8 protein-coding genes are annotated in these 13,205 nt (G+C 44.4%); 2 read left to right on the forward strand and 6 right to left on the reverse strand.

Translation table 11 applies throughout. The features are described from left to right. Nucleotides 1-133: 133 nt before the first annotated feature. From ABIO93_RS18415 to ABIO93_RS18435, 5 genes are all read right to left on the reverse strand, one after another. Nucleotides 134-1,153: a hypothetical protein gene (locus ABIO93_RS18415; RefSeq protein WP_348070271.1), complete on the reverse strand. Its 1,020-nt coding sequence runs from the start codon at nt 1,151-1,153 to the stop codon at nt 134-136. A gap of 246 nt (nt 1,154-1,399) precedes the next feature. Beyond that, on the reverse strand, nt 1,400-3,862 hold the full coding sequence (locus ABIO93_RS18420; protein ID WP_348070273.1) for a glycoside hydrolase family 2 TIM barrel-domain containing protein: 2,463 nt from the start codon (nt 3,860-3,862) through the stop codon (nt 1,400-1,402). Between the two features lie 3 nt (nt 3,863-3,865). Then, nucleotides 3,866-6,724, reverse strand: coding sequence for a glycosyl hydrolase (locus tag ABIO93_RS18425; RefSeq protein WP_348070275.1), 2,859 nt, complete (start codon nt 6,722-6,724; stop codon nt 3,866-3,868). Between the two features lie 138 nt (nt 6,725-6,862). Then, the gene (locus tag ABIO93_RS18430; RefSeq protein WP_348070277.1) at nt 6,863-7,888 is read right to left on the reverse strand and encodes a family 43 glycosylhydrolase; all 1,026 of its coding nucleotides are present in this window, start codon (nt 7,886-7,888) and stop codon (nt 6,863-6,865) included. Nucleotides 7,889-8,006: 118 nt separating this feature from the next. Next, nucleotides 8,007-8,387: a hypothetical protein gene (locus ABIO93_RS18435; protein ID WP_348070279.1), complete on the reverse strand. Its 381-nt coding sequence runs from the start codon at nt 8,385-8,387 to the stop codon at nt 8,007-8,009. Between the two features lie 281 nt (nt 8,388-8,668). Between ABIO93_RS18435 and ABIO93_RS18440 the strand changes: the two genes are divergently transcribed. Both ABIO93_RS18440 and ABIO93_RS18445 read left to right on the forward strand, forming a co-directional pair. Continuing rightward, complete coding sequence (locus ABIO93_RS18440; RefSeq protein WP_348070281.1) at nt 8,669-9,406, forward strand: NUDIX domain-containing protein; 738 nt, start codon at nt 8,669-8,671, stop codon at nt 9,404-9,406. A gap of 277 nt (nt 9,407-9,683) precedes the next feature. After that, a complete protein-coding gene (locus ABIO93_RS18445; RefSeq protein WP_348070283.1) occupies nt 9,684-11,237 on the forward strand; it encodes a bifunctional GNAT family N-acetyltransferase/carbon-nitrogen hydrolase family protein in 1,554 nt (517 codons plus the stop codon). A gap of 64 nt (nt 11,238-11,301) precedes the next feature. Here ABIO93_RS18445 and ABIO93_RS18450 read toward each other — a convergent pair whose 3' ends face one another. Further along, a complete protein-coding gene (locus tag ABIO93_RS18450) occupies nt 11,302-12,963 on the reverse strand; it encodes an NAD(P)/FAD-dependent oxidoreductase (RefSeq protein ID WP_348070285.1) in 1,662 nt (553 codons plus the stop codon). Between the last annotated feature and the right edge of the window lie 242 nt (nt 12,964-13,205).

Consider the following 13,205-nt stretch of genomic DNA (forward strand, 5'->3'; position numbering starts at 1 on the left):
GGGTTTGGCCAGAGACCAGCAACTTATCCTGACTTATCAGCTTACCAAAACATCATCGAACTGATGCGGCGGGAATTTGAGTGTGCTGAATAGAAATCAATGACCGCCTGAAAATCAGGATCAATACGATTACTTACAATTTCAAACCCTTCCAGAATGGCAGGAACGAAACAGAGAAATTCACGTAAGGCGCGCTTGTGCTCTTTGTTTTGATAAAATAATCTGATGAGCTTCCATAGGTGTTCAGTGCTTTCGTCATGGGCGTGGACATGATCCCTGCACTAACGCCCAATACTATACTTTTAGAAAGTAAATGCTCGAACGTAACCCCCGATTTGATGGTGAGTGAAGTACTGATCGCATTGGTAGGCAGATCCGATTGTTTTGGATTAAAAAAGAACATATTCCCTCCCAGTTCACTACCTGCTGATAGGAAACTTTTAGCAGAAAGCTCTTTCCTTACGATAACCCGCGCTGGTAGATCTGCCAAAAGTTCAAGGCCAAGATTGGAAAATTTTCTGCTGTAACTGATCAGCAGGTAACCAGGGACAATTGACGAACGGTCAGCAATCAGCACAGCACCAACAGACAAGCTGGTAACCGGATTTCTGATTAAATTAACTGTTGCAAATCCCATACCTGTCAATCGCATCCGGTTCAATGAAGCATTTGTCACAGCCGAGACAGTCGCACTGTACGTGACGGGTTTACCGAAAACTGAATCCGACCGGCTAAAACTTCCTGAAAAGTTGAATGTGGTAAAATTCGTATCCATGTTTTTAATTCCAAGCAGCGAGTTGGGGTTAACGACATTACTTATGCTGGTATGCTCATTGATCACACCAAATGTCGCAGATACGGTGTTCTTGCCCCAGGATGATATCGGCAGATTAAAATAAGCTTTTACCCGGGTGATTTGGGCCTTTCCCTGAAACAACTCTCCGTCCCTCAGGTTTGAACGCACATTTGCCTCCGATATAATATCAGTCGAAATACCCGCCTGTCGGATCGTGGGATACTTCAATGCGGCCATCCGGTAATAGACGAACCGGATCGAATCCAGGGTTTCAGCGCTGGGCTGGCTGGTGGGAGTTTGGCCGAATCCAGCAAACCCCATTAAGCCAAGCAGGATACAAGCAAGCAATTTTTTCATTTTGAAATTATTTAAAGTTTCGTGGTCAATTTCTAAGGATGAGGTCCGAAAAGATGGCCTCACCTATTGTCCTAAACCAAGACAATAGACATTAGACTTACCCCCACGTCTTTTTAAAAATACTTTCAAAAAGAATTAATATTCACCGTGAACCTGAATTTTACCGGCGGTTACAGTTCCAACTCAGCCAGCCAAACAAGCTCTGCGCGGCGCTGCTGATGGAAAATCGATTCGCGCATCGCAAAATCAATAAGTCTTGATGCGGACTTCTCCCACTTTCAACCCTTCCACCTCTGCCCTAATGACGATTTCACCCGCCACTTTCGTAGGACGGACAATCAACAAACCCCTCCCCTGAAACACTTTTTTCTCCGGTTTCTGAAAGCTCGACATATCCTTTGGATTTCCGTTGCCAACGCCAGCCAGGACGCCATTTCCGGATATTTGATATTTGACTAAAAAATCATCCGAACTCGGCACGACCTGACCCGCTTCGTCCACAATTTCGACGGCGATGTAGGCAAGATCATTCTGGCTGGCTTTGGTTGCTCCTCTTTCTGCCTTTAAACGGATAGCAGCTGGTTTTCCGGTTGTTGAAAGTATTTCAGAAGCGATTTCTTTTTCTCCTTCATAACAGCGGGCCACCAGTTTTCCAGGTGTATACGCAATTTTGAATGTAGCAATAATTGAACCCTCCTGCACGGTCTGTTCTGCAATCACTTTGCCATTCAATTCCAGTTTCACTTTTGGACTTCTTGTAAAAACCCTGATTTCCAGGGAATCATTCTCATGTCCTGGCCAGGTCCAGCATTTCAGTTCATCAGGAAACCCGTAAAAGCCCGGCATATCTTTCATGCCTTTCGGAATTGGCCGGTGAACCATCGTTTCAATGAGGCTCCGTCTCCAGACCACATCCAGATAATACGAGGCAGACTTTTTATTTCCGATCAAATCCAGTTCGCCTGTGTAGGAATTAAAAATTGGCCATTGGGGTGACATAAAAGCTTCGACAAAACCGCCAGGTTTCTCATCCACTGGTTTTAGCCGCGCCAGGCCAATTCCTGCTTCACCCAAATAATCGATCGCTGCCCAGCTGAATGTCCCGATGACATAATCGTTTTTCTCCACAGCATTCCAGTTTTCAAGCGCTTTGGGTGGGAAATATTCGGTTGCCACCATAATCCTGTCTGGATACTTTTTGTGGTCGTCCTCATATTTGCCCATCGTATAATTGTAGCCGCTCACATCCAGGCTCGCAAAAGCTGGCGCTGTCATATTCCAATTTTTTCCTTTGGCCATCGCCAGATAAAATGGCACGGCATTGGTTACGGCCCGGGTCGAATCCAGTTTCCGTACCGTATTTGCCAATAAGGCGGAGGTTTTATAACCCAGCGAGTCGACGATCTCCGGGATTTCATTGCCGATACTCCACATGATGATGGAAGGATGATTTCTGTCCCGAATCACGATGGATTCCAGATCCCTCACCCCCCATTCCTTGAAATATAGCGCATAGTCGTCCGGCGTCTTGGTTTTGTTCCACATATCAAATGCCTCATTCATGACCAAAATTCCGATACTGTCACACGCATCCAAAAACTGTGGCGAAAATGGATTGTGCGCGAGCCTGACCGCATTGTAACCATTCTTTTTCAGCAGCTGCACTTTTCTGATTTCCGCCCGGTCAATGACTGCCGCACCAAGCGGTCCGTTGTCATGATGCACACAGCCGCCCTTGATTTTTAGACTTTGCCCATTCAGCAAGAATCCTGTTTTCGCACCGAAATTGATGCTTCGAATCCCGAACGCTTGTGTATATTCGTCAACCTTTTTACCATTCTGTTTCAAAATGATTTTGGCCTTGTATAAAACAGGATGATCAAGATCCCATAGATCAGGGTTTTTAACCGTGATCTTTTGCTGTATCTGACTTACGGATGTAATTTCAGAATTTTGAGTCGCGATCAATTTACCATCACGCGAATACAATTCTGTGGTGACCAAATAAGGTGTACCGGTTTTTAACCCCACAAAATCCGTCGTAACATGAATTTCGGCTGATTGTTTTGAAACCTTGTCAGAGATGATATTAACACCCCAGTTTTGAATATGCGCCGGGCTCACTACGGACAGCCACACATGGCGGTAAATACCAGAACCTGTATACCAGCGGGAATTGTCCCCTTCATTTTTAACACGCACAGCGATGACATTAGGTTTATCCGCAGGGTTTAAAAACTGGGTAAGATCATAACTAAACGAGGTATATCCGCTGGGATGATTTCCCAAATGATGGCCATTAATCCAGACATCAGCATTCATGTAAACACCGTCAAACTGGATGAAAACATTTTTGCCAAACGCCGATTTATCTAAAACAAAACTTTTCCGGTACCAAGCCGTTCCGCCGACGGTAAAAGCGGTAGCATTCTTGCCAATAGCGCCTTTATAAAACGGCCCGATCGTACTATCAGAGGGACTATTAGTTAAATCTTCAATACTCCAGTCATGCGGCACGTCCAGTTTTCGCCAGTTAGCGTCATTAAAATCAAACCCTTTTGCATCAAGGTCCTTCCCTTTTTTGAATTTCCAGTCCGCATCAAAAGAGATCATTCGTCCCGGAACGATAGGCTTACTTAAATCTTTACCAAAACTGTTTGTAACCAAACCGAACGCAATGATCCCTATTATAAAAATGTATCTTTTCATGATCTAATTTCTGATTTCTAAAATTTTGACAGGTCCTACGAGTCCGTTCGACATGAATTGCCCTTCTGATTTTTGGAACTGTTTGTATTGCTTGTTACCCGCCGTCGCCTGGCCTATGAAATTATTCAGCTGGGTTGGCAATACGCGGATTTCAATTTTGTTCGGACCTTTTTGCAGCAATTTGCCCAGATCCAATATGTATGGGGCAAAAATTCTTTTGCCTCCCAACTTACCGTTGACCTGCACTTCGGCAGTATGATAAACTTTGCCCAGATCCAGTAAGTAGCTGATTTTAGGGTGAATATCCTTTAATTCAAAAGTACTGGTGTAGACAATTTCACTCCCTGCTAACTTAAATTTATCGTTGTTCTTAAAATCAAACAATCCACTGTCGGTAACTTTTACACTATCGGCGACAATGGTCCATTTATCCAGATTTAAAACTGTTGCCGCTTTTGAAGGATCGTAAACAGACTTCGATAATAACGGATTTTCTACCCCTTTTTTCACAGAAGCATAGAGTACCACAGAGCTGTACGGCGGGATTTGGCAAGTTGCCTTTCCTCGTTCCGGATTAGCGGTTCTACTCCCGTCCTCGGCATTGAGCCAATAGCTGTTCACATATTTTTTATCCAATGAAAATGAGATCGTCTGCCATTGATCGCTTTTGTTCCATACAAACTGCACGCGGCTTCCATCAGTCATTTCCCGCTGAACCTGACGGGTAAAAGTGTAGTCTCCGTCGAATTTAACGGTTTGTTTCAGCGAAGAAATCCAGTCGGTTAGTCGCTTGTGATCAGCAACTTGCACGCTGTTTTTTTGCCTTAGCGCGTTTTTCAAAAGATTTCCTACCAGCTTGTCATTTTCTTTCCAATTCAAAAACGAAGGTTGTTTGCCCGGTAAAACACCGGAATTTAAGAGCTTCATTCCTTTGCCGGCCAACAGTTTAATTTGCTGTGCTGTTTTAATTTCCATCGTCACGTTGTCCGACAGGATCAGTGCCTGATACATATTGCCGCGGATATTGATCTGTTTATCAGTTGTTAGCGCCGCTTCCTGTATAGAATTATCATTGACCCATTCCCAGGTAATGCCTTTTGCTTCCAATTGATTGATTAGTTTCCAGGTTTTTTCTGCCCAGATACTTTTATCGCCCGAAATTTCTTTGCGTTTGGCCAGTGGCGGCTCAACGCCAACCATTTCGCCCATCGTCATAATTTCTTCCGGATTGTCAGGCATCTGCTCCACGCTCATGTATGGAAAATAAATCAAAACATCTGTTTTCGGCTTTCCAGATCGCAGCGCATATTGAGTGCGCTGAATGTATTGGTTGATGTCCTTCTGGTATTTCCAGAAAATATCGGTTTCGCCGTACTGCGATGCAAAATTGGCAATGGCCAGAGCTGCACTTGAAAAAGGGTACCAGCCTTCTTTGGCAAAATCTTTCGGCGTATACCGGTAAGGAATGCCGTGATAAATAATTTGCTGAGCCCCGGCTGCGAATAATTTATCCACGGCTATTCTGGTCTTTTGCGGGGTGGTCATATAGGCCCTGTTGGCAAATACGACCGATTCTGATGAAACCAGCGGACGGTTATACAAATGCGCGCCGGATGACACAATTTTCATATTCGCTTCGGATGCCAGCATACTTTCCATTTCGGGAATGGAAGCCAGGCCTGCGATAGACATCATATCCATGTGTAGCCCATAAGCCTGGGTCCGGTGCAGAAGGCCTTTTGGCTCCATGAAATTTTTGCTTGTTTTCAAAAAATGCGCCCCCATAAGCTCGCTTAAAGTCAGGTCATAATCATGGCGTATGCGCTCGTCTGCCTCCGCATCAAATGTAAAATCCTTAGGCGCATTCGGGTTCATAAACTGGACATAATTATAGCCCCGCTGCATGTTGGCCGCCAGATAAGGCGTTGGATCATACCCTCTTCTTTTTTTGAAAAAAGGAATAAAATCTGCGGAGTAATGCCTGTCGGCTTTAAACTCGTAGCTATCATTAAAAATCGCCCGCATGGGATTTCCAAAATACGGCTTCAAACCCGTGCGCTCTCCGAACAAATGGGTATAAAGTTTCAGCACTTTTGTCGAATCAAAATGATCTACCACGTAACCTTGTTTGGGTTCTGCGGCCATTGGCATTTCACCGCTCGGCAAACTCCAGTATGCAATGATTTTCCAGTTGCCTTCCGGTAAATTGCATTTGATGGAGTCGTTCTTCACCTGATCCGTAAGAATCACAGTGGCATTAATGTCCAACGGAACGGTTCTGAGCGATACCGCTTCCTTTGTCCCAACCACTTTTGAAGCCACAACTGCCTGCAATACAGCACTGCCAATTTTGCTTACTACTTTGGGTAATGCAATCGTCAATGCTTTCCCGCCTTCGACGTTGACCGCGGCAAATTTCAGATTTCGAAAACCATCATTTGCCTCTAAAATAACGCTACCAGCAGGCCAGCCGCTGCCGTTGGTCATGTCCACGATCAGTCCTCTTTTGCGCGACTGCTCCATCACCGTTTTTAAATTTTCATAATACTGCGGCGTATCCCAGCTCAGCACCTTATCCCGGTTTTCGTCTGACAAGGGTATGCCCAATTTCAGCGGCTGTATCTCAACACCGGCAAAGGTATTGTCAGCAAAAAGATCAATTTCCCGTTGCAACTCTTTCGTCTCCACGTCATTTCCCGGCCACCACCAACGCGCCATCGGCCCGAATTCCTGAGACGGGTTTTGGAATTTTTCGGGATCGAAATCGTACTTCGGAAACCATTTTGAGGGCTGCTCGGTGACAGGTTTAAAGGCGAGTGTTGCCAGCAGAACTGCCAAAACAGCCATTGTTTTTTTGGTCATTTTAATTTTGATTCTTTTAGCCACGAATACACCAATTATCACGAATTGATTAGTCGCCGCTGATTCGTGTAAATTCGTGTATTCGTGGCTGAAATTTTTGGTAGCTAAAGCTGTAACCGTTGATAACGAGGTTATTTGCTATTCTAGATATCTCCAAGTTCCTGTCTTCACGTCGAGCGTCCAGGGTTTTGGTTCCGGCACCCAAAGTTTACCGTCCCCGATCTCAACCGGCATCCACAGATAACGGGAATCCCACTGCGTTTTTGGTTTCCATATATCTGCTAGAAATATCACCGTGGTGTCTTTTTTCCCGACGACCTTTACAAACATCGTTGATTGTGAGCCATACGTTTTGGCTTTTTCAGGAGCAATGTCCACGAATTCACTCCACGGCCCTGACAGACTTTTGGAAGTAGCCACCTTATTCCGGTTAGGCGCCCAGCCAGTCAATCCCGAACCTACTGCATAATAAAGTCCCTTGTAATGGACAATCGCGCCACCTTCCAAGGGGGATTTTATAAAACAAATCTCCTTTTCCACATTCAGATAGTCATCCGAAAGCTTAGCGATGTAAAAGCCTTTTTCTGGTCTGGATTCAAAAATCAAATAAGCACTGCCGTCGTCATCAATAAACTGCCCGATATCCCGGCTTTCCCTATCCAGTGGCCTGAAAGTTTTTACCAGCTTAAACGGACCGGTGGCCTTATCGCTGATCGCAACGCCCACCCTTGCATAATCGTAACTGAAATTATAACGTGAATCTTTTAGCGCGCCATCGATGTGCATGTACATCACAAATTTCCTGGTTTTGCCATTGTAGTAGACTTTCGGCCGTTCTAAAACCCACTTGTTATTGACCAGTGCAGTATCCGGTTTTGCCAGCGCAATGACATCGCCCTGATTTTTCCAGTTGGTCAGATCCTTTGAGGAGTAGCAACTGACGTACCGGAAATTTGTATCCAAATCCTTTCTTCGCTGTTCACCATACCAGTAATACGTTTTTTGCACCTTGATGATCCCACCGCCATGTGCCTGAATGTGGTTTCCATCGCTATCAGGCCAAATTTCACCGGGGAGAATGGCGGCCTGTTTTTGCGCAATGGCAAATGAGCCAACCAGTAGGCTGAAAAACGCAATCATCAGATGCCTTAAGAGTGTTGCCATTTTTTTGACTACCGGATAGTTACGACAGAATTTTTCATATCACTCCTGATAAAACCGGTCACGTTTTCAGCATGACCGGTTTCTTTGTTCATTTCTGACCCAGGGAAAATCAGCAGGTTTATTCTTTGATCCTTTTCGCCTTCGCGTCAAACATGCTCATCATCGAACCTTTAAGATTCTCGTCATCCACTTTGTTTAGTTCGAGGGTGATATCGTAACCGGATGCTGAAAATGCAATGTCTATTTTACCTTCACTTTCTTCAATGGAGGTGATAGGGATCGCTGGTTTTCCAGCACCCGTACCATCTAACAGCTCCCCGGTCAGTTTGCCATCTTTGCGGACCAGATTGGTGATCATTTTGCTGTCACCGTCGGGCGTTCCCATGATGGTTATTTCCCATTTACCTGCAAAAAAATCAGCTGGGGTGCTGGTTTGGCAAAACCCGTTGATTGTCAGACCGATCAACATGGCGAAAAGAAATACACTTAATTTTTTCATTTTTTGTTTGTTTAAAATTTGATTCATTGTTTTTCTTGATTTCAATCGAACCATGGCCGATATACTTTTCCAGTTATACCAGTGGTAAAAAGCGACTTTATAGGTTCGCTCAATTCCCAAAACGGACAATTTGCGATCAAATATAAAGCAAATTTTTTTTAATGTCTCATTTTAAGACAATAAAGTAATTTTTAATTTTATATTTGAATAGTCATGTTATAAAAACAGCATTTGGATGCTTATAGCGTAACTTTGCCAGCAGGATTTACTAAAATTTAATAATGAGCTTATTTAACGGACAAGACTTAATTGCCCAGGTTGCCATCGATTGTGTGATATTTGGATATCAGGACAAGCAGTTAAAAGTCCTGATCAACAAGCTAAATTTTAAAGGGGATTTCTTTTCGTTACCCGGTGGGCTCATTTTCCAGAATGAGAGTGTAACGACGGCCGCATACCGAATTTTAGAGGAAAGAACCAGTCTGTCCGAAATCTACCTGGACCAGTTTTACGTGTTTGGGGACGCGGAAAGAACGAATGCGGATGTTTTTAATCAATTGGTCGCCATGAACCCTGAGAGTTTTGGTGTCGACAAACTATCCAAGTCTGACATGGATTGGATCACCAGCCGGTTTATATCAATCGGTTATTATGCCCTGGTAGATATCAACAAGGTGAAACCTAAAAAAACAGCACTAGATCAATCCGTTGAGTGGTACAACATCAAGGATTTACCATTGATGATCGTTGATCACAATGAAATAGTAAAAAAAGGCCTGGATGCACTCAGGTCCCATCTGGATGAAAAAATATTGGCATCCAACCTTCTTCCGGATACTTTTACGATCAAAGACCTCCAGCAACTTTACGAAGCTATTTTTGATAAAACTTTTGCCCGGAATAATTTTCAAAGAAAAATCCTTGACCTGGATATCCTCGAACGTCTGGAGAAAAAATTTACCGGTGCCCAAAACAAAGCCCCCTACTTATACCGGTTCAAAAAAAGAGAAGGGTATTAACCTCATTACTTTTTGTGATTCCATGCTCAGTCCAATACTGACATGCATGCGTCAGTGGTCGCTACTTGATAAAACTTATACCCTGATTTTTTGATACTTCTGGTTATTGTTCGCAATTTTGACAGTGTGTAATAATTATAGGCCGCTGCAAAAGTCAATATCATCATAGGTTAATGTGACCCAATTGACAAGTAAAATAATTTAAATCAACCGGTTATAACAAAAATATCCTTTGGCATTCGCCCTGCCAGGGCGGGTGAAAAGCAGATAAACAACAATGGAAGCTAACAAAGACATAAAATCGATTGAGAATATTGAGCTGGTTTTTCTAAAACCGGAAGATTACGAAGAGATCAAGGAAATGATGATTGAGACGTATTCCAGCATGGCAAATGCCTATTGGAAAGAACATCACATCAAAAGACTGACCTCGATTTTTCACGAGGGGCAAGTAGGAATAAGAGTAGATAATGAACTGGCTGGCTGCGCTTTATCAATTATTGTTGACTACGAAAAAGTTGAATTTAAGCATACGTATAGAGAAATAACGGGCAACTATAGTTTTAATACGCACACCAGCAAAGGGGATGTTTTATACGGAATTGATGTATTCATACGCCCCAAATTTCGAGGCCTGCGATTAGGAAGGCGTCTGTATGATTACAGAAAAGAGCTTTGTGAGAGATTGAACCTGAAAGGAATCGTATTTGGTGGCCGTATCCCCAATTACCATCAATATTCCGATACCTTCTCCCCAAAAGAGTACATTGAAAAAGTAAGAAATAAGGACATACACGATCCTGTTTTGAATTTTCAATTATCCAACGACTTTCACCCTGCCCGAATACTGCAAGGGTATCTTGAAGGCGATACAGATTCAAATGAATATGCAGTACTGCTTGAATGGGACAATGTATATTATGAGAAAATTTCAGATCAGGCTGCTTTTAAAAAGTCGATCATCAGATTAGGGCTCATACAATGGCAAATGAGGTTATACAGCGACTTGGATGAACTGATGCAGCAGGTTGAATATTTTGTGGATGCGGTGTCGGGTTACAGATGTGATTTTGCACTGTTTCCTGAATTTTTTAATGCGCCACTCATGTCTGAGTACAATCACCTCTCAGAACCGGACGCAATTCGGAAGTTAGCAGAATATACAGAGAAAATTGTTGATCGCTTCTCGGAGCTTGCCATCTCCTACAATATCAACATTATTACCGGAAGTATGCCGGAAGTGGTGGACAACACGCTGTACAATGTGGGCTATTTATGCAAAAGGGACGGGGGCATTGAACGATTCGAAAAGTTGCATGTAACGCCGGATGAAGCAAAGGTATGGGGCATGCAGGGAGGTACCACAATCAAAACCTTCGATACGGACTGTGGAAAAATAGGAATTCTTATTTGCTATGATGTTGAGTTTCCAGAGTTAGGCCGCATTTTAGCCGATGAAGGGATGAATATCTTATTTGTACCCTTTCTGACGGATACCCAAAATGGTTATTCAAGGGTACGAAACTGCGCACAGGCAAGAGCCATTGAAAATGAATGTTATGTTGCCATCGCCGGCAGTGTTGGTAACTTACCGAAAGTTCACAATATGGATATCCAATATGCCCAATCAATGGTCTTTACCCCCTGTGATTTTTCGTTCCCCACTAACGGAATAAAAGCCGAAGCCACCCCGAATACAGAAATGATTTTAATTGCCGATGTTGATATCGATATGTTACGGGAATTAAATCAATTTGGAAGTGTTCGCAATCTCAAAGGAAGAAGGACCGATATTTATTCGATCATACGTAATAATAGCAAGGAGAGCTAATAACCAGCAGTTCAGGATGTGGCGAAAGTTTCCTGGGCCTGGCCCAGGAAACCGCATCGAACGTTCACTTAACACCTGATTTAAAACTTTTCTTTCTTACTTCGATCTTTTTTTTCATCCACTCGGGATATTCCGAATGGTCTTCCGCAGAATAAACACGCAGATTTTGGCTGCCGTCCTTTTTCAGTAGGTCTCCTTGTGAGCAACCCAGGATTTTCGCGGCCGTTTGCACGCCGGAGTAAGTCGCTCCCGCCACACCATTGGATAGGATGCTCGCACCGCACAAGTAAAGATCAAGGATCTCGCTCTCAGCTTTAAACCCCAAAGCCCCTATTTGCCAAAAACTCTTTTCGGTGCCATAAACACATCCATTGGTCGCATTGATGTAATGCATGTTCGTCATGGGCGTACCCAGTTCCTTCTGCACAATTTTTGTGCGAATGCCCGGTAGTACTCGTTCCACACTTCTGAGCATTTTTTCCATCAGATCCTCTTTGAAGTCCAGGTACTCTTTTGAACCACGGCCACTTCCCGCCTTAAAACGGTTGAACGACTCGTGGCCAACGAAGGTCACCACTTCCAGATTATGGTATCTCCCATCAAAGCTGGTAGGGTCTTTCAGGGTAGTGCAGCTGATGAAAAGCCCCGAAAAAGTATCCACAGAGTCCAGGTATCCCTCTTCGAGGACTTCATTAAAAACTTCGTCAGGGTCTCGGTCGGGCATAACCCAGATGTTACCTGAGTCCAGTCCGGCAAGTCTGACATCCATATCAACGGTTATAAAAAGCATCAGCGATGAGCAGGAGTATTTTGTTTTTTGAAGCTGTTTTAACAATCGCCTGCTCAGGTTTTGCACGCCCACCAGGTCGAGGTAGGTTTTGCCAGGATCTGCATTCGAAATGACCCGTTTCGCAAAAATCTGCTCGCCGGTAACAAGCTCCACGCCAGCCGCCCGTTTTTTGACGTTTTGTTCCAGGAGAATTTGCTTGACTGCCGCGCCTGTCCGTACAATCCCACCATTCTTTTTAAGCGCATTTGTCATCGCTTTTACAATCGCGCCACCGCCGCCCATCGGGTAAAAAGCGCCACCGGAATAATGGTCCGTCACCGCACAATGAAATGGGAAACTTGCTTTGCCGGGCGGTAAGCCATGGTCACCGCATTGAACGCTGAGTACTTTTTTCAGCAACGGATCTTTGATATGCCAGTCCATTACCCTTTTAAGGCTGAATAAGCCATACTTACCCAAATGTCTTGTCCGCCATGGGATCGAAACATGGTCCCAAAAGCCCTGCATCTGTGGAATGAGTGCTAACTGGCCGCTGACATTTTGCACCGCCCGGAAATAGCTTGCTATCCCCTTTTTCTCGGCTGGAAAACGCGCAGCAAGTACCTTCTCAAATGCGTCAGCATCACCCGGGATGTCTATCAACTGCCCTCCGATCCGGCAATGTTCATAGGCCGCCGGGTTCATGGTAAAAAAGACCAGGTCGTTGGCAATATGAAGACCCTCATACAACGTTCTGGTAGACTGCCCCTCCCCCAGCCTACCGATGTAATGTACACCTGGCGAAAAACGCTGACCGTCCAGATAAAAACTATGGCACCAGCCTCCCGGGACCTCATGCTGTTCCAAAACTAAGACGCTCTGACCTGCGCGTGCCAGACAAATAGCCGCAGCGAGTCCGCCCGCACCGGACCCAATAATGATATTATCTACCTCCATTTTTTAAAATCGCCATGCCTAGCAGCCATACCGTTAGTCGGGGGCACGCATAGCAACCCCGCGTCGGGAATTAACGTCCCGTAAGTTCGAGCCGTTTTCGGAGGAATCCAAAAAATCGTACCTCGGTCACACCACCGTCGACAACTTGGAGGTAGCCGTTGTATACAAATCACATACCTGGAACATCTTTAGGTCCGAATTAAAGGTGAGCCCTACCGGTATTCCGGTCAAAGTCCTCAGAT

The organism is Dyadobacter sp., assembly GCF_039919315.1.
GTDB lineage: Bacteria > Bacteroidota > Bacteroidia > Cytophagales > Spirosomataceae > Dyadobacter.

Coding starts and splice junctions, on each gene's coding strand:
- ABIO93_RS18430 (WP_348070277.1), bottom strand. CDS start 7,888: ATGGCAACACTCTTAAGGCATCTGATGATTGCGTTTTTCAGCCTACTG.
- ABIO93_RS18435 (WP_348070279.1), bottom strand. CDS start 8,387: ATGAAAAAATTAAGTGTATTTCTTTTCGCCATGTTGATCGGTCTGACA.
- ABIO93_RS18420 (WP_348070273.1), bottom strand. CDS start 3,862: ATGAAAAGATACATTTTTATAATAGGGATCATTGCGTTCGGTTTGGTT.
- ABIO93_RS18440 (WP_348070281.1), top strand. CDS start 8,669: ATGAGCTTATTTAACGGACAAGACTTAATTGCCCAGGTTGCCATCGAT.
- ABIO93_RS18425 (WP_348070275.1), bottom strand. CDS start 6,724: ATGACCAAAAAAACAATGGCTGTTTTGGCAGTTCTGCTGGCAACACTC.
- ABIO93_RS18450 (WP_348070285.1), bottom strand. CDS start 12,963: ATGGAGGTAGATAATATCATTATTGGGTCCGGTGCGGGCGGACTCGCT.
- ABIO93_RS18445 (WP_348070283.1), top strand. CDS start 9,684: ATGGAAGCTAACAAAGACATAAAATCGATTGAGAATATTGAGCTGGTT.
- ABIO93_RS18415 (WP_348070271.1), bottom strand. CDS start 1,153: ATGAAAAAATTGCTTGCTTGTATCCTGCTTGGCTTAATGGGGTTTGCT.